The sequence below is a fragment of the Hymenobacter cavernae genome (assembly GCF_014641455.1).
Taxonomy (GTDB): domain Bacteria; phylum Bacteroidota; class Bacteroidia; order Cytophagales; family Hymenobacteraceae; genus Hymenobacter; species Hymenobacter cavernae.
Map to the genome: position 1 here is coordinate 329,993 of NZ_BMHT01000003.1, position 17,606 is coordinate 347,598.

Annotated in this window: 14 protein-coding genes; 6 read left to right on the forward strand and 8 right to left on the reverse strand. The window is 60.1% G+C overall.

The window, feature by feature from the left end; genetic code table 11:
* Positions 1-4: 4 nt before the first annotated feature.
* The 3 genes from hisC to hisG all read right to left on the reverse strand — a co-directional run bounded on the left by hisC (position 5) and on the right by hisG (position 3,460).
* The gene (gene hisC, locus IEX74_RS09695; protein WP_188813546.1) at positions 5-1,054 is read right to left on the reverse strand and encodes a histidinol-phosphate transaminase; all 1,050 of its coding nucleotides are present in this window, start codon (positions 1,052-1,054) and stop codon (positions 5-7) included.
* 150 nt (positions 1,055-1,204) lie between these two features.
* Positions 1,205-2,494: a histidinol dehydrogenase gene (hisD, locus tag IEX74_RS09700; protein WP_188813548.1), complete on the reverse strand. Its 1,290-nt coding sequence runs from the start codon at positions 2,492-2,494 to the stop codon at positions 1,205-1,207.
* A 105-nt stretch (positions 2,495-2,599) separates the two neighbouring features.
* The gene (hisG, locus tag IEX74_RS09705; protein WP_188814107.1) at positions 2,600-3,460 is read right to left on the reverse strand and encodes an ATP phosphoribosyltransferase; all 861 of its coding nucleotides are present in this window, start codon (positions 3,458-3,460) and stop codon (positions 2,600-2,602) included.
* Between the two features lie 486 nt (positions 3,461-3,946).
* On the opposite strand from hisG, the gene IEX74_RS09710 reads away from it, so the two are divergent.
* Positions 3,947-4,882, forward strand: coding sequence for a DUF2911 domain-containing protein (locus tag IEX74_RS09710; protein ID WP_188813549.1), 936 nt, complete (start codon positions 3,947-3,949; stop codon positions 4,880-4,882).
* Positions 4,883-4,958: 76 nt separating this feature from the next.
* Here the strand turns inward: IEX74_RS09710 and IEX74_RS09715 are convergent, their stop codons facing one another.
* From IEX74_RS09715 to mnmA, 5 genes are all read right to left on the reverse strand, one after another.
* Positions 4,959-7,457: a TonB-dependent receptor gene (locus IEX74_RS09715; RefSeq protein WP_229755183.1), complete on the reverse strand. Its 2,499-nt coding sequence runs from the start codon at positions 7,455-7,457 to the stop codon at positions 4,959-4,961.
* Positions 7,458-7,498: 41 nt separating this feature from the next.
* Positions 7,499-8,191 (reverse strand): ribulose-phosphate 3-epimerase, encoded by a 693-nt coding sequence (rpe, locus tag IEX74_RS09720; protein WP_188814108.1) that lies wholly within the window; start codon positions 8,189-8,191, stop codon positions 7,499-7,501.
* Positions 8,192-8,436: 245 nt separating this feature from the next.
* Entirely contained in the window at positions 8,437-10,143 is a 1,707-nt protein-coding gene (locus IEX74_RS09725; RefSeq protein WP_188813553.1) for a S8 family serine peptidase, read from the reverse strand.
* Positions 10,144-10,314: 171 nt separating this feature from the next.
* Positions 10,315-11,079 (reverse strand): hypothetical protein, encoded by a 765-nt coding sequence (locus IEX74_RS09730; protein WP_188813555.1) that lies wholly within the window; start codon positions 11,077-11,079, stop codon positions 10,315-10,317.
* A gap of 81 nt (positions 11,080-11,160) precedes the next feature.
* Entirely contained in the window at positions 11,161-12,312 is a 1,152-nt protein-coding gene (gene mnmA, locus IEX74_RS09735) for a tRNA 2-thiouridine(34) synthase MnmA (protein ID WP_188813557.1), read from the reverse strand.
* 176 nt (positions 12,313-12,488) lie between these two features.
* Here mnmA and IEX74_RS09740 point away from each other — a divergent pair, with 176 nt between their 5' ends.
* The 5 genes from IEX74_RS09740 to IEX74_RS09760 all read left to right on the forward strand — a co-directional run bounded on the left by IEX74_RS09740 (position 12,489) and on the right by IEX74_RS09760 (position 17,524).
* Positions 12,489-12,701 carry a hypothetical protein gene (locus tag IEX74_RS09740; RefSeq protein ID WP_188813559.1) on the forward strand — a complete coding sequence of 71 codons (213 nt, stop codon included), beginning with the start codon at positions 12,489-12,491 and terminating at the stop codon, positions 12,699-12,701.
* A 353-nt stretch (positions 12,702-13,054) separates the two neighbouring features.
* Positions 13,055-13,984 carry a DUF389 domain-containing protein gene (locus IEX74_RS09745; protein WP_188813561.1) on the forward strand — a complete coding sequence of 310 codons (930 nt, stop codon included), beginning with the start codon at positions 13,055-13,057 and terminating at the stop codon, positions 13,982-13,984.
* 237 nt (positions 13,985-14,221) lie between these two features.
* A complete protein-coding gene (locus IEX74_RS09750; RefSeq protein WP_188813564.1) occupies positions 14,222-15,889 on the forward strand; it encodes a sensor histidine kinase in 1,668 nt (555 codons plus the stop codon).
* Positions 15,890-15,916: 27 nt separating this feature from the next.
* On the forward strand, positions 15,917-16,330 hold the full coding sequence (locus IEX74_RS09755) for a response regulator (protein WP_188813565.1): 414 nt from the start codon (positions 15,917-15,919) through the stop codon (positions 16,328-16,330).
* A gap of 105 nt (positions 16,331-16,435) precedes the next feature.
* Complete coding sequence (locus IEX74_RS09760) at positions 16,436-17,524, forward strand: PAS domain-containing sensor histidine kinase (RefSeq protein WP_188813568.1); 1,089 nt, start codon at positions 16,436-16,438, stop codon at positions 17,522-17,524.
* Positions 17,525-17,606: the final 82 nt, after the last annotated feature.

Below are 17,606 nucleotides of genomic sequence, written 5' to 3' on the forward strand. Positions count from 1 at the left end.
GAACCTAGCTTTCGAACTCTTGAAGCGCCGTGAGCAACGCCTCGTTTTCGGCGGGCGTACCCACCGTCAGACGCAGGCAACCAGCACAACCGGGCTGGGTCGTGCGGTTGCGAACCACGATTCCTTTTTCCAGCAAGTAGTCGTACACGGCCGTAGCATCGGGGCGGAAGCGGGCGAGCAGGAAGTTGGCATCCGAGGGGAATACTTCTTCCACAATGCCCACCGACGGCAGGCGTTCAGCCAGCCAGTCGCGGCCTTTCAACAGCCCGGTGCGCATGGCTTCGAAGCGCTCGGCATCCTGCAACGCGGCCAGCGCATGCTGCTGCGTGGCCTCCGATATATTATAAGGAGGCTTGATCTTGTTGAGGTAGCCGATGATTTCGGGCGAGGCGAATGCCATCCCGAGGCGCAACCCGGCGAGGCCCCACGCTTTGGAGAAGGTTTGCATCACGACCAGATTGGGGAACTCGGCTAGGCGCGTCGTCCAGCTCGGGGCGGTGGTGAAGTCGGCGTAGGCTTCATCCACAATGACCAACCCGCCGAATCCGCGCAAAATTTCTTCCACGGCATCCGCGTAGAGCAGATTGCCCGTGGGGTTGTTGGGCGAGCAGATGAACACCAACTTGGCCTTGGAAGCCACCACCTGCGCCACGATTTCGGGCGAGAGTTGGAAGTCGGCAGTGAGCGGCAGGCGCTCCATGGCCACGTCGTTGAGGTTGGCGGCCACCTCGTACATGCCGTAAGTGGGCGGCAAGATCAGGATGCTGTCTTGGCCGGGCACGCAGGTCAGGCGCACGAGCAAGTCGATGGCTTCGTCGGAGCCGTTACCCAAGAAAATTTGCTCGGGTGCTACGTTTTTCAGCGGCGCTAGGGCCGCTTTCACGGCCCGCTGGTGCGGATCGGGGTAGCGGTTAAAGCGCTCGGGGCCGGCGCTGCCGAGGCTATTTTCGTTGGCGTCGAGCATCACGTGGGCTTCGCCCTCAAATTCGTCGCGGGCCGACGAGTACGGTTTCATCGCCCGGATATTCGGGCGAACCAGATTTTCAATTACCATTTAACAGGTATCATTTAACAGTTCTCCATTAACAAACAAGTCGGGCGGAGCGGTGGGCAAGCCGCGGAAGCTAGTTCGCACCTTTTGGAGCGCTACAGTAGCTTGCCCTAGCGATGCAGCATTCTGTTTCTCATTGGTAATTGGTAAATGTTAATTGTTAATAGACTCCAAGCGCAAGGTCACGGCGCGAGCGTGGGCGTGCAGCCCTTCGGCTTCGGCCATCGTTTCGACCACCGGACCCACGTGCAGCAAGCCTTCGGGTGTGATGCGCTGGAAGGTAATTTTCTTCAGGAAAGAGTCGAGCGACACGCCGCTGTAGTTGCGGGCGTAGCCGCCGGTGGGCAAGGTGTGGTTCGTGCCGGAGGCATAGTCACCGGCGGCTTCGGGCGTGAGGTGACCTAGGAATACGGAGCCGGCGCTGGTCACGCCAGCAGCCAACGCTTCCGGGTCGCTCACGGCCAGGATAAGGTGCTCGGGCGCGTACTGATTTGAGAAGAACAACATTTCCTCCGGCGTACGCAGCAGGATGGCGCGGCTTTCGGTCAGGGCGCGGGCGGCAACATCGCGACGCGGCAACTCGGCTAGCTGGTGCTCTACCTCGGCCGTTACCAGCGGCAGTAACTCCACCGAATCGGTCAGCAGCAGCACCTGCGAATCGGGACCGTGTTCGGCTTGACTGAGCAGATCGGCGGCCACGAAAGCCGGATCGGCCGTGCGGTCGGCAATAACCAGTACCTCCGACGGACCAGCCGGCATATCGATGGCCACGCCGTGCTGAGTGGCGAGCTGCTTGGCCGCCGTGACGTAGCGGTTGCCGGGCCCGAAAATTTTATCGACGGCCGGCACGCTGTCGGTACCACCAGCCAGCGCCGCAATGGCTTGCGCGCCACCCGCTTTGATGATGGTCTGGATACCGAGCAGCTGAGCCGTGAACAGAATCACGGGGTTCACCGAGCCATCTTTCTGGGGCGGCGTGGTGAGCACAACTTCCGGGCAGCCCGCCAACCGAGCCGGCACCCCTAGCATTAATAAGGTGCTGAACAGCGGCGCCGAGCCGCCGGGAATGTACAAGCCCACCCGTTGCACCGGCACCGACCGCCGCCAGCACGTCACGCCCGGCATGGTTTCGACCCTAGGTTCCTCTGCACGCTGAGTGGCGTGAAACTTCCACAAGTTGGCGTGCGCCTGACGAATGGCCGTTTGCAGATCGGCGGGCACCTGCGCCACGGCCGACCCAATTTCATCCGGGCTGACCCGTAGTTCGGTAAGCGTGGCGCCGTCGAGTTCGGCGGCGTACTGGCGCAGGGCTTCGTCGCCGCGCTGGCGCACATCGTCAAAAATCTGGCGGACACGCTCCTCCACCTGGCGGGCTTCGCCAGCCGCGGCGCGCTGCTGTAGCGCGGGCCACTCGGCCGGAACGGGATAGTGAAAGACTTGCATATGGGCAGCTAATAGCTATTAGCTGCTAGCTGTTGGCTATTAGCTGTTTTATCTTTCCTGTTTGAACAGAAGCTAACAGCTAAATAGCAACAGCTAGCAGCTATATCACGAAATCATTTTCTCGATGGGGAGTACTAGAAGGCCTTCGGCACCGACGGCCTTGAGCTGGTCCGTTACGTGCCAAAAGTCATCCTCGTTTACCACGGACTGCACCGATACCCAGCCTTCTTCGGCGAGCTTCGTCACAGTGGGCGACTTGATGCCGGGCAAAAGCGCTTTCACCTGGTCGAGGGCGGCAACCGGAGCATTTAGGATGATGTACTTGTTGCGGCGGGCGCGGCGCACGGCCTGCATCCGAAAACGCAGTTTCTCCAGCAGGTGCTGCTTTTCGGCACCTAGGTTTTGATTGGCAATGAGCACCGCTTCGGAGCGGAACACGGTTTCTACCTCGCGCAAACCATTGCCAAGCAGCGTCGAGCCCGACGACACGATGTCGCAGATGGCATCAGCCAGGCCAATGCTGGGGGCAATTTCCACCGAGCCGCTAATGGTATGCAGTTGCGCCTGCACGCCTTCGCCGGCCAAGTAACGACCTAGGATCTCGGGGTAGGAAGTCGCAATGTTCTTCCCTTGGAGGCTAGCTACCGAGCTGTATTCCTCGCCGCGCGGTACGGCCAGCGACAACCGACACTTGCTGAAACCTAGGGCTTCGACTTCCAGGGCCGGAAAACCGGCTTCGACTAATACGTTCTGCCCCACAATACCTAGGTCGGCCACGCCGTCCTGCACGTAGCCGGGGATGTCATCGTCGCGCAGGAACAGAATTTCCAGGGGAAAATTGGTGGCTTCCGTCTTGAGCTTATACGTGCTGCTGACGAACGAAATACCGCACTCACGAATCAGATTCAGGGAATCTTCGCTCAGGCGGCCCGACTTCTGGATGGCCAGACGGATCATAAGGGAAATGTTGAATGTTGAGGGTTGAATGTTGAATTGGCTTCGGGCAGCTCAACATTCGGATTCACTAACGGAGAGTAGTAGAAATTGGCGAGCGGCCGAAAACGGCAAAAGCAGCCAGGGCCGCCTTTCGGGCGACCAGGGAACCAGCGTAGTTCCCCAACGGGGGCAATATGATTGTGTGCTTCCTCTAGAAAGAGGAATGATGCCCGTGCTCATGATGGTGCGGCGCGCGCAGGTCGCTGGTGGCCAAGCCCACTGCAGGGGCGGCCCAAAAACCAGGAGTGCGAAAGAGTGGCGCGGCGAGAGACATAGGACTGAATTGCGGAGCAAAAGTAAGCGCTCTGGTGAGGTATGAAAACTTTTCCTTCAAAAAATTAGCAAGAAAGCGGACCTTTACAGCTCCTGTGCTTAGTAAAGTCGTTTCTGGCATTATTGTTTTGTTGGTTTTCCGACTTACGCTGCGTTCCTACCTCCACCTACTTGCGCCTGCCTATGTTGTTCCCTCGTCTGCTTGCTGGTTGTTGTCTGGGTTTGACGCTTGTTGGCTCGCCCGCCCTGGCGCAAACGACAGCCTCGGATACTCCAACTGCTCCACTTTCAGCAATTTCCGCCCAACCAACGGCCAGCGTGCAACTGCCTCTGCCCCAGGCCAGCCCTCACGTGGTGCTTCAACAAGCCCTGGGGTTGGCAACGGTTACGGTCGACTACCACGCCCCCGGCGTGAAAGGCCGCCCGGTGTGGGGCCAGTTGGTGCCGTGGGACGAAGTGTGGCGGGCGGGTGCCAATGAAAACACCATCCTGACGTTTTCCGACACGCTAACGGTGAATGGGCAAGTGGTTCCGGCCGGCCAGTACTCCTTTTATGTACTGCCCCACGCCGCACGGGATTGGGAGTTGATTCTGAACCGCGTGACGACGCACTGGGGCAGCGAGGGCTACGACCCCAAGGACGACTTGGTGCGCCTGCCTATTGCCTCCGAACCAGCGCCTTTCCACGAAACGCTGCTGTACTGGTTTTCCGACGTGGTGCCCGCCGGTGGCAAGCTCAACCTGACCTGGGAGAAACGCACCGTGAGCCTGCTCATCGAAAGTGACGTGCACGGCAGGGCCCTGGCCGGTATTACGCAAACGCTGACGCAGAATCCCGGCAACTGGCAGCTTCTGGCTCAGGCCGCCGAGTACCTGGTGCAGAATAACATGCAGGCCGAGCTAGCGTTGCGCTACATCAATGAGTCGATCCGCCTGCACGACGTGTACAGCAATAACTGGATCAAGGCGCGGCTGCTAGCCTCCCAGAAAGACTACACTACCGCCATTGAGTTCGGCCGCAAAGCCCTCAAAATGGGCGATAAAAACGATGTAGCTTTCAAAAACCAGCTCCCCGACATGCGCGTGCGCCTGACGGAGTGGCAAGGAAAAGCATATTAAGTGGTGAGGTGGTGATTTTGCTACGGTGGATTAGTCTACGAAAACTCACCATCTCACTAGTTCACCACCTCACCACTTAAAACCTAGCTATTACCCGCAGGTTCACGACGCGCTGGGACAGGTAGTTGGGCACGGAGTAAGTTACGGCGTTGATATCCTGTACGTAGCTGTAGCCCCCTACATTATTCGCAGCCAACACGTTAAGAATTTCCAAACCAATCCACAGGCTTTCCAGCTGCCCGGCACGGCGGCTGGCCTCGTGAGTGTTGCCCAGGGAAATAACCTTGGAGAAACCTAGGTCGACGCGCTTGTAGGAGCGGCTGAGCTTGCTGGTACCGCGCAGTTCCGGTAGGTCGGGTGGCGAGAACGGCAGGCCCGAACCAAACACCAGATTTACGTAGCCCCGCACCGATGGATTGTTGGGCAGGTGGTCCTGGAAGAATACCCCTAGGTTCACCCGCTGATCGGTAGGGCGACGAATGTAGCCTTTGGGCTGCTTGCCAGCTGGGTTGCCATCGCTGCTAAAAACGGTAAGGGAGTCGCCGGCCACGTTTTCGCGGGTGGTAAGCAGGCCCAGGCTAAACCACGATTCGGCGCCTTTTACGAACTCGCCGGCTACGCGGCCTTCAATGCCGGCGGCGTACGCGCGGGCGTTGTTTTTGGCGTAGTAGCGCAGCCGCACGTTGTCCACGTCGTAGGGCACTACATCGGTGAGGTACTTATAATAGGCTTCGCCGGTGAACTTGAAGTCGCGGCCGGAGCGGTTTTTAAAGCGAACTTCGTTGCCCACGATAAAGTGCAGCGAGCGTTGCGCTCGCAGCTCGGGGTTCAGTTGCGCCTGTTGCACGAGCACATCCTGCGGCGTGGCGCGGCTGCCCACCTGGTTGCGCAGCTCCCGATAGAAAGGCGGCTGGTTGTACACGCCGGTCGCAAACTTGTAGGACACATTCGGGCGCTTCCGGGGCGTGAAGGCGTACTGCACCCGCGGACTAACGGTCAGCTGCCCGTTCACGGTCCAGTAATTTGCCCGCACGCCATACGTAAGCGTGTGCAGTGAATCTAGGTCGATGGTATGCTGGGCGTAGCCCTGGTAGCGGTAGCTGGCCAGGTTCAGGTCGGAGCGCAGTACGGAGCGGCGACGGTCAGGCACATAGTCGGCCGAGTCCACGAAGCTGTACTCGTCGAGCGTGTCATGAATCTTTTCACGGCCGCCCTTTACGCCCCAACGCACGGTGTGGTGCTGGCCGGGCGTCCAGCGTCCCCGCGCTTCCAGCGTGGCAATACGCGCCGTGAGGTTGTTGCGCGAGTGGTCGAAGCGCGAACCCACGTCACGCTGGCGCACTGGCTGGTTGTAGTCAGCCGAGTCGCGGTTCACGTCGGCGAAGGTATAGCCGGCCTCCACGTCGCGGTACTCAAACTCGCGGGAAATTAAGGCGCCCACTAGCAGCTCGCCTTGCAGGTTCGGGGTGAAGTTGTGGCGCAGGTTCAGCCCCCCCTGGTAGGTATCATATTGCATTCGCTCGCGGCCATCGTAGGCGATGAACACCCGCGTTAGCTGATCCAGCCCGGTACTGAATGTCGCGACGCCGGTTTCCGGCGTGAAGCGGTAATCGTTGTGGGCGAAGGTCGTGAGCAGCCCCAGGGTCGTGCGCTCGGGGTTGTTGCGCGGACCTAGGTCTACGTTAATGTTGGCCTGCCCATCGTAAAACGTTGGATTGTAGCCGCCCTGCGCCTGTTTCAAGGAACGGAGCACGTACTGCGCGTTTTTGTAGCGGATACCAGCCAGGTAGCTGATGCGCTTGTTAGGTGAGGTGGCCCCGACGTGCGCCGTGCCGCCCACCAAACTAGCCGTGCCCGACGCCTCAAACCGGGTGGGCTTCTTGTAATCAATGCTCAGCACCGAGGACAGCTTGTCGCCGTACTTCGGCTGCCAGCCGCCGGTCGAAAATTCAATCTTGCTCACCAAATCCGGGTTCACAAAGCTCAAGCCTTCCTGCTGCGCCGCCGTCACCAGAAAGGGCCGGTAGATTTCAAAGCCGTTCACGTACACGAGGTTTTCCTCGTAGTTGCCGCCCCGCACCGAGTAAGTGCTGGTCAGCTCGTTGTTGGCTACCACGCCGGGCAGCGTCGTCAGAATTTTGTTGAAATCACCAAAGGCCGAAGGCAGTTCCTTGGCCGTACGTGGGTCCAGGTGCGTGACGCTGACCTGCTCGCGGGTGTCGGCCTCATCGGAGCGGCCGCGCACAACCACGTTGTTCAGCCGGTTATCAGTCCCCAGGATGATGGTCAGGTTTTGCGCAGCACCTAGGTTCAGGGGCAGGCGCTGGCTCTGAAAGCCCACGCGCCGGGCAATGAGGATCAGCGGTTTGGTGCCTGCGGCCGGCCGCGCCACGCTGAAGGAAAAGCGCCCTTGCGCGTCGGTTGTGGTGCCGCCGGGCTCGCCCTCCACTCCTACCACCACCAGCTCCAGCGGTTGCCCGGCCGCCGTGCGCACCGCCCCCGACACGAGTACCCGCGCCACCTGCTGCGCCACCGCCAGCGGCAGCGGCGCCAGCAGGAGCAGCAATCCTAGCAAGACCAGCGGTTTTCTTACGCCACTTTGGTAAATAGAATGCATTAGCCTTTCCCTTGTTCTTGCGCGCCGATGGTAGCCGTCAGGTGCGCCCGCATATTGGCCAGCGTGGCCACGGGTCCTTCCGGTGAGTTAAACACGAAGCTGCCAGCCACGAGTACGTCGGCACCGGCTTCCACCAGGGCCGTAGCGTTATCAATCGTTACGCCGCCATCGACCTCAATCAACGCCGACGAGCCGCAGTCGACCAGCAGCTCTTTCAGGTCAGCCACCTTGCGCAAGGTGTTGGGAATGAAAGTTTGACCACCAAAGCCGGGGTTCACCGACATTATTAGCACCACATCTAGGTCGGCGGCAATGTCTTCCAGCAAGCTCACCGGCGTGTGCGGATTCAGGGCTACACCGGCGCGGCAACCTAGGTTCTTGATCTGCTGCACCACGCGGTGCAGGTGTGGGCAGGCTTCGTAGTGCACCGTCAGGCCAGCCGCCCCCGCGTCGCGGAAGGCCGCCAGGTAATTCTGCGGCTCCTCGATCATCAAATGCACGTCGAAGGGCTGCTTGGCGTGGCGGTGCACGGCTTGCAGAATGCCGGGGCCAAAGGAAATATTCGGGACGAAGCGGCCGTCCATCACATCGTAGTGCAGCCAGTCAGCAGCACTGGTGGCGAGGCGTTCTACTTCGGCTTGCAGGTTGCCAAAGTCGGCGGCCAGCAGCGAAGGGGCCAGCAGCGGCGCCATGTGGCGGGTAGCAGTATCATTCATAGCACGAAAGTAAGCAGTAGCCGGTGCTGGTTGGTAACAATTGCTGATAACTAACGCATATTCCTAAGGCAAAATAACCTAGGTTCTGTTGGCTGGTTAACCAAGCCCGCCGCCGGGTAAACGCTCTGGCCAGCCCAACATTGTGAGGCCCGAAAACAGAAAAGCAGAAGCCTCCTGCGAAGCTTCTGCTTTTGATTATGTACTGTGCCTAATCGGCCGGTCTACAGCTTGACAAACCGCACCGCACGCGGAGCAGCTTTTTCCGACTGCACCGTGCAGTTGTACACGCCCTGCGTCAGCGGGCCGGGCTTCAGCGTCACCGCGGCCTCGCTGGTAGCACGGAGCTGCTGCTCAGCGACTAAGGCACCACGCGCATCGTAGATGCGCACGTATAGCGCCTGACCGCGCAGCTCCGTGGGCAGCACCAAAGCTAGCTCCTCGCCGTGGCTGGGGTTAGGGTACACCACCAACTGCGGCCGGGCCGAAGCGCGGGCGTTAGCCAACGGCATGTTGGGGTTCGCCAGGTTATAGGCCTTTACGAAATCGGGAATGCCGTAGCCCAGGCTGTTGTCAGGGGCATTTACCTGGTTGCCCGAGCGCTTCAGGTAGAAGATTACCTGCTGGGCCGTGAGCCGCGGGTTGGCCTGCCAGAAAGTGGTAGCCATACCGGCCAGAATCGGGCACGAGAACGAGGTACCGCTGCTGCGCACCGAAGTGCCCGTAGGCGAAATAACGGCCGCAGAAGTACCTAGGGCCGCCAGATCGGGCTTGATGCGGCCATCGGCCGTGGGGCCGTAAGAGCTAAACGAAGAGCGCACCATCGTGGAGGTAACGGAGCCCACGCTGATGATGGAGTCGGCATCGGCGGGCGCGCCGATATAGCGCCAGGCGGCGGTGCCGTCGTTGCCGGCCGAGTTGCACACCAGCATGCCCACGCGCGCCGCAATGGTAGCAGCCCGCGACACGATAGTGGTGCGGCCGTTCATGTCGGCGTAGGTGTGGCTCAGGGCCGTATTATCGAAGGTGGTGTAGCCCAGCGAAGAGCTGATGACATCGACCCCGGCCGAATCGGCGTACTCGGCCGCAATCAGCCAGTTGGCTTCCTCCACGGGGCTTTCCGTGTCGGTATCTTCGGTGATCAGCAGCCGGTAGGTTGCCTTGGGCGCGGTGCCGATAAACAGGCCCGTCTGGCTGGCTCCCATCGTCGACAACGTATTGGTGCCGTGGTTGCTGCGCGTGTACACCGACGTATTTTTTTCTACAAAGTTGAACACGCTGGCAATGCGGTTCTCACTGCGGAGCGTCGCAAACGGCGAACCCGTGTTTACGCCCGGAAAGCCACCATCGAACACGGCAATCTGCATGCCTTCGCCGCGAAAACCGGCGTCGTGCGCGCGCACCGCCCCGATCATGTTGGCCTGAATGTAAGCGTTGCCGTAGTCGGCCGGATTACCGGCTTCCTTGGCGCCCGTAGCTGTTTCGGCTTCTTCGGGCTCGTCCTTCACGATGTTAGACGCCACGTCCGTCAGGTTCAGCACCTGGCTGCTGCGCACGAAAGCCAACGCGTTGAGGGTGGCCAGCACGCTTTCGTCGCAGGATACCACGGCGGCGTTGAACCAACGCGAGGTGTACCAGAGCTGCACGCCGGGCACAGCCTTCAACTGGGCCACGTAGCTGGGGTTCACGGGCAGGTCGCGCGACAGCACGGCGATACCCTGCTTGGTGCGGCGCTGAATGGCCCGCGTCGATAGAAACGCCTGAGGCTGCGCCGTGCTGTAAGGCGAGCCGGCCTTGTCCTTAAAATAGATCAGGTACTTATGTACCGCCGTGGGTTCTACCACAACGGTAGCAGGCGAGGCGGCTACCGCCGCGGGAGCCAGTGCCCCCAGCCATAGCCCCGAGGACAACAGAAGAGTAGAAATGCGCATAGAATGTTGATTGGTTGGTGGTTAAATGTAGGGATTCCCATTTACAATTGACTTTCCCTGCGAAAAGTTTTGCTCAGCCATCTAGGTTTATCCTATAAAATTGCGCACAAAAAAGCGGCTGGTACCCTGTGCCAGCCGCTTCGCTTACTGTAATTATTTCTTACCGGAACGCTACAGCTTCCCAGATTCCACCAGCGTTTCCGAGCGCACACGACCTAGGTAGATGTACGACTTGTTCGGCACGCAGGCGCCCACGGGGCAGTAGAAATAGCGCCGCCGCACCCGGTACACCAGGCCCACGTTCCGGGCGTACACCTGCCGGAACTTGGCTACTTGCAGGATGCCATCGTCGATGGTTTGCCCCTCCGAGTTCACGCCGCTGTCTTCCGTGGTCACGGTTTGCTCGTAGTGCACAGTTTGGCCGTTGGTAGTGGCGTCGAAGGGCTGACCGGCGCGCACGTAGCTGCGGTTATGAAACGTGACGGTATCCAGGGTATTATAAGCATCACGGTTCCAGGAGGTTCCTTCCTGCACGGGAAACACCAGCTCCACCGTGCGCCGGTTGTTGCGGGTCAGCAGCACGGTTTGCATGGAGGGGTTTACCTGCATCACGCTGTCATCTTTCCAGGCATCGGTGGTGAGCGTGCGCCGGGAGCGTACCACGCGGTAGGCCAGCTTGCCGGCGGCATCCGTGAAACTTTCCGTGATTCGCTCCCGAAACTGGTAGCGCGTTACGCCTATCACGTTGCTGTTCCAGGTGCTGTCGATTACGTTGTAAATCCGGTACGTGCCGACTTCCACCGGGTAATACGCGGCGCCGGTTTCCAGGCCCGGCTCCAGCTCCGTTTTGCAGCCCGTGGTGGCGGCCAGCGCCAGCAGACTCACGCCCAACAACCCACGCTGCAACCCGTGGAAAAAAGTAAACCGCTGCGGCATAGAAGCAAACAGAAACCTAGGTGGTAGCTAGAATTCACTAGCCCGAAGGGCGCCCTCTGAGCTAGTGATGATCTATATAAATCAGACGGTCAGCGCGGTAGCGCCCGTCGTGGCTACCGGAGCTTCGCCAATAACGTGCCGTTCTATCCAGCCGCCGCCCAGCACGTCGTTGCCGTCGTAGAACACGGCCGCCTGACCGGGCGTGATGGCGTGCACGGGCTGCTCGAAGTAGACGTGAATCTTGTCGCCGATCTGCTCCAGAAACGCCGGCGCACCGTCGTGGTTGTAACGGATTTTGGTGATGCTCGGCACCAGGCCGCGACCTTCCAGCGAGGCATACTTACCTAGGTTCAGCTTGCCCACGATGGTTTGGGAGCTGGCCAGCTCGTCGTAGTTGCCGAGCACGACCTGGTTGGTTTCGGGCCGAATCTCGGTTACGTAGGCCGGGAAGCCCAGCGCAATACCTAGGCCTTTCCGCTGCCCGATAGTATAAAACGGGTAGCCTTCGTGCTTGCCGATTACGGTGCCGTCGCGCAGGATGAACTCGCCGCCGGCTACGCGGGCTTCCAGCCCTTCCACGCGCCGCCGCAGGAAACCGCGGTAGTCGTTATCCGGGATAAAGCAGATTTCGTAGCTCTCGGGCTTGTTCACCAGCTCGGTGAAGCCACGGCGGCGCGCCTCCTCGTAGATTTCGGTTTTGCGCATGCCGCCAAGCGGAAACATCGTGCGGGCCAGGCTAGCTTGCGAAATACCCCACAGCGCGTAGCTCTGGTCTTTGTTGTCGTCGAGGCCTTTGCTAATCACGTAGCGGCCGTTTTCCTCGCGGATGTTGGCGTAGTGACCGGTGGCAATGAACTCGCAGCCCAGCTGATCGGCGCGGCGCAGCAGGGCATCCCACTTGATGTGGGTGTTGCAGAGCACGCACGGGTTGGGCGTGCGGCCGGCCAGGTACTCGTCGGTGAAATTGTTGATAACGAAGTCCCCAAACTCCTCGCGGATGTCGATGATGTAGTGCGGAAAACCTAGCTCTACGGCAATGGCCCGCGCGTCGTTGATGGAATCGAGGGAGCAGCAGCCCGTTTCCTTCTTAGAGCCGCCCGCCGTGGCGTAGTCCCAGGTTTTCATGGTCATGCCGACTACTTCGTAGCCTTGCTCGTGCAGCAATACCGCTGCCACCGAGCTGTCGATGCCGCCGCTCATCGCGACGAGCACCCGTCCTTTGGTCGTATTCATAGAAGTTGGAAAAACGCCCGGAAGTCCAAAGTTTCCGGCCGCAGTAGGATACCCGCTGATAAAAACCGCGCTTCCGCCTCAAATTAAGGCTATTCGCTTTCAGCAGGAAGACAACAACGCAACACCGATTGTGTTGGTGCCCTTTTTACGGTGCAAAGTTAACGCTACGCTGCCAAATGACTGCACTTATAGGCCGGCGCCGGGCCCACCGCTTACGACTCGCCTCACCCGCACCATATACTTGCGCTATAAAATCCTTACTGGGCACCTGTAGCTTTTCCCCCGGCGTGCAGCTGCTACCTGAGCAGTGGAACAAGGCCGACCAGAGCATGCGCGGCACCAGCAAGGAAGCAGCTGCCCGTCCTAGGTACTACACCGGGCGAGAGTAGCCGGCACGCCGATGGTCTATCTTCCGCCTATCCGCAGCAGGGTACAGCTAGCAGAATGAGGGGCTGCCTCAGCCGCATTTAGCTTAGCCATGATCAGTAAAAAGGTTAGAGGGTGTGGGAAGTGGTCAGTGCCGCAGCTGACTTGGCTATACGCCCCTGCAATCAAACAGCGGGTTATGGATCTTCCAGGATGCCACGGGTATCACAAGCAACCCTAGCTCTTCTGTAAGAACTTCTTGGTTTTCACGCCGTACAGTGAGCGGGGCGCCTGCTTTGAGGCAGGTTCTTCCTTTTGTGAAAGCCTGCTGGTTCTGTCAGTAGGCTTTTTGCGTCTCAGCGCCTTACTCCTACTCATGCATCGTACCCTAGAACTCACCGTCCCCGCCGCCGTCACCGACACCCTGCAGCACGAGTTAGCCGCCCTCGACGAAGTTATTGGCCTGAGCGTCTTGCGCGGGGCCTCGCTGAAGCCGGCCGGGGATGTGTTGACGGTGCACGTGCTCAACCGCGGGGCCGATGAGGTGCTGCGCCGCGCCAGGGCGGCCGTGCCCGACCGCAACGCCTTGAGCGTGGTCACCAGCGAGGTGGCCAGCTTCATTGCCCCGGCCGATCACCACACGGTAGATGACGACCGCGACGAGGCGATTTGGGAAGAGATGGAAAGTGGCCTGCGCCACCAAGGCCGCATTACCACCAACTACTTGCTGCTGATGGCGCTGGGCGGCATCATCGCCGCCGTGGGGCTCGTGTCCGAGCCGGTGCCCCAAGCCGTGGCCTTTGTGGCCTCGGCCGTGATTGCGCCGGGCTTCGACCCGATGACGAAAATACCGTTGGGCCTAGTCCTGCGTCATTGGAGCTTAATCCGGCGAGGCGTGGAATCGGCGCTGGCCGGGTATGCTGTACTCATCGTGGCGGCGGCAGCCACCATGGGCGTCTTAGTGGCTACGGGGGAAACCAGTAGCCAAATGCTGGCGAGCAATTTGGAAGTACAGCACCTGGCGCATCCCAAGCTAACCGAGCTGCTGGTGGCTGCTTCCGGGGCGCTGGCCGGTGTGGTGATGCTGGCAGCCTTCCGGCGCAGCTTTCAGGCTGGGCCCCTGATTGCCATGGCTTTTATTCCGGCCGCGGCGCTGATCGGCGCCGGGCTCGTGGTAGGGCGCCTGGATTTAGCATGGGAAGGCCTGGAGCGCTTTCTGGCAGACTGGGGCTTTATCATTGCCCTAGGGGTGCCATTTTTGTGGCTCAAGCAGCGGCTGGTGCACCGGCGGGAGCCGCTGGTTTGAGGAGCCTGGCTGGTCCCTGGAGCAAGTAGTTGCAGCCTCTACTCCACCCACGTGCAGGTTTGCTGTAGACTTAACGCCAGCTTATTTGCTTAGCTTAACCAGGAAGTTTGCGTACGCGTAGGCCCCCTGGGAAGGTGATTGGCAGCTTCCAGCAAACCCGGCTAGTCTTGGCAGCATCCTACAATCCTCCTAGAAGCCCGTACCTTCACGTGCTACCGTTGCTGCTGCCCTTGCCTTATGCCTGCCGTTCCGTTTCCGTTTTACTCTGATGCTGCTGCCCTGGAACCCTTTGGCCCTGCACCCGAGATACTCGGCGAGTTACTAGCTGTCTCGCTTACTGGAATCATCTTTTACACCCCGATCTACGACCCAGCGGGCGAAATCGACGATTTCACCTTTGTGTATCTGAATCCTACGGCCCAGCGCATGATGCAGATGCCCGAGCGCCCGACGCTCACGCACAACCAGCAGTGGCCCCACAGCCGGCAGCAGGGCACGCTCGCGTTTCACATCGACGCGTTTGAGTCGGGCCAGCCCCGGGAGCTCAACATCAACTACCAGCTCGATGGCTACGACAACTACTATCGCCTAGCGGCCCGGCGCTCGGGGCAGGGCCTGCTCGTCAGTTTCACCGATACCGCCGACCAGCCCCGCTCCCCGGTCGAAATGGCGCTCCGCGAAAGCCAAGCCGCCGAAAAGGCTGCGCGCGCCGATGCCGAGGCTCAGCGGCAGCACTTTTACGAGGTGCTGATGCAGCTGCCCGCCAGCGTGGCCACGCACCACGGGCCCGCCCTCGTCTACGAGCTAGCCAATGCCCGCTATCAGCAGCTCTTTCCGTCGCGCCAGATCCTAGGTTTACCGGTCCGGGAGGCTCTGCCCGAGTTGCACGGGCAGAGTATTCTGGAAAAACTGGACCATGTGTACCAGACCGGCCAGGCGTATTACGACCTAGAGCAGGAAACGTGGGGAGATTTCAGCGGCAGCGGCCAGCTGGAGCAACGCTACTTCAACGTCTTTATCCAAGCCCTGCGCGACGCGCAAGGAGAGGTGGACGGCTTGCTTAGTTTTGCCTTCGACGTGACCGAGCAGGTGCGGGCCCGCCAGCAGGTGCAGCAGCTCAACCAGGAGCTAGAAGCCCGCGTGCAGGAGCGCACCGAGCAGCTCCAGGTCACGAACCAGGCGCTCAACGACCGCAACGACCAGCTGCGCCGCACCAACGTGGACCTCGACAACTTCATCTACACGGCCTCCCACGACCTAAAAGCGCCCATCAGCAACATTGAAGGCCTGCTCTACCTGCTCGAGGAAGAACTCCCCGCCGAGCTAGCCGCTGGCGAGTCGCTCGAACCCATCTTGGCGCGCATGCACGGCGCGGTGGAGCGCTTCAAGCGCACCATCGGCCACCTGACCGACGTCACGAAGCTACAGAAAGAGCACGCCCCCGTACCCGCCGCCCTGAACCTAGCCGCGGTGATAGAGGAGGTCCGGCAAGATTTACTCCCCGTCATTGAGCAAGTAGGAGCCCGCTTGTGGGTGGAGGTTGCCGCCTCGCCGCCTATTCTATTTTCGGAGAAGAACCTGCGCTCGGTGGTCTACAACCTGCTCAGCAACGCGCTCAAGTATCACGCGCCGGACCGCACGCCCCACATCGATGTGCGCGCTCATGTGCGAACCGGCTACACCGTGCTAGAGGTGCATGACAACGGGCTAGGAATTGAGGCGGCGCACCAGGCCAAGCTGTTCACCATGTTTCAGCGCTTCTACACGCACGTGGAGGGCTCCGGCATTGGCCTCTACATGGTGAAGCGCATGGTGGAAAACGCCGGGGGCCGCATTGAAGTACACAGCCAGATTGGCGCGGGCACCACGTTTTTTGTGTTCCTGCCGCAAGCGGTCACCCGCTAGTTTCTTTATTTTGCTTACTGCTTTTCTATGGCGGCTATTTCCTGCACCCTGCTCGTGGACGATGACGAAACCACGAATTTTCTGAATCAAATACTGCTGCGGCGCATGGCCGTCACGGATACCATCCTAGTGGCCCAAGATGGCCGGCCGGCCCTCGAGGTGCTACACACGCACTGTGCCGCTGGCGCCTCCCCCACTTGTCCGGCGCTTATTCTGCTGGATATGAAAATGCCGGGCATGAACGGCGTGGAGTTTCTGCAAGCCTACACGCAGCGGCCCGCCGAGCAAAATCCGGCCGTGGTCATCATTATGCTTACCACGTCGCTGAACCCCCAGGATGTGGTGAAGATGCAAGGGCTGCCCATTGCCGGCTACCTGACCAAGCCACTGACCCGGGAAAAAGTAACGACTTTAATTCAGGAGCATTTTCCCCAAACCTAGCCCCTACTCGCAGACAGCACGGGCAATACAGAACGCCTGGGCACAACCGCCCGCCGGTTCTCGCGAAAGCACCTACCTTTAGCCACGTACTGCTTTCCCCTGCTTATGTCCTCTGTCGCTGCTTCCTTCGAGAGCTTTCTGCACGATGCTCCGCAGCTCTTCTTTGTCTATGAGCTAGGTGAGCAGCACGTTAGCTACGTGAACCCGGCTTATGAGCACCTGCTGCAAGGCCACTGCGCCCAGGTAAACGAGGAGCTGCCGGTCTTGCTCGCCCGCGTGCACCCCGATGATCAGGAACACGCCGCCGACTGCTGGCAGCGCTGGTGCGCCGGGCAGCTGCACGAGCCCTTCGAGCTGCGCCTGCGCACGCCCCAGGGAGAAGACCAGCACCTTTGTGTGACGCCGCATCGGCGGGTAGAGGCTGAGAGTACGACGCAAGTAGTGGGCTTGGTCGATGATATTACGGCCACCAAGCGCATGCTCTGGCACGCCGACAAGTACAACTCCAAGAAGAACACCACCCTGGAGATTCTCTCCCATGACCTAGCCGGTCCTTTCTCAGTGCTGGAGCAGATGAGCGACTATTTCCGCGAGGTAACGGCGCCGCTGCAAAATCCAGAACTCACGGGACTGATCGAGCACATGCGCATCCTCTGCGGGAACAGCGTGAACCTGATTCGCGACTTTATCGACGAGGAGTTTCTGGATTCGGTGCACATTACCCTCAAGCGCGAGCGGGTAGATCTGGTGGAAAAACTACGCTTGGTGCTGGAGCAGTACCAGGGCGGGGAGCGTATGCTCGGCCAACGGGTTGTCTTTCAGGCAGAGCAAACGCCGCTCTACGTGGAGATGGACCAAAACAAGTTCATGCAGGTAATCAACAACCTGTTCAGCAATGCCATTAAGTTCACCCCGGAGGGAGGCACCATCACGGTGGCCGTGAGCCGTGAGGAAAGCCAAGCAGTAGTGCGTGTAACCGATACGGGCATCGGCATTCCTGAGGCGCTGCAACCCGGGCTGTTTGAGAAGTTCACCAAGGCGCAGCGCCCTGGCCTGCACGGAGAGCGTAGCACGGGCCTGGGCATGTCCATTATCAAGACCATTGTAGAGTTGCACGAAGGCGCCATCACGTTCCACAGCCAGGAAGGTGTGGGGACTACCTTCGTCATTACCCTGCCCGCGCTGCTGGCTTAACACGGAGTAAGGGGGTTCGTTAATCGGGCCTTGAGCGCGGCAGGTGGAGCTAGGTACTGATGCTCTCGCCAGGCCGAAGTGC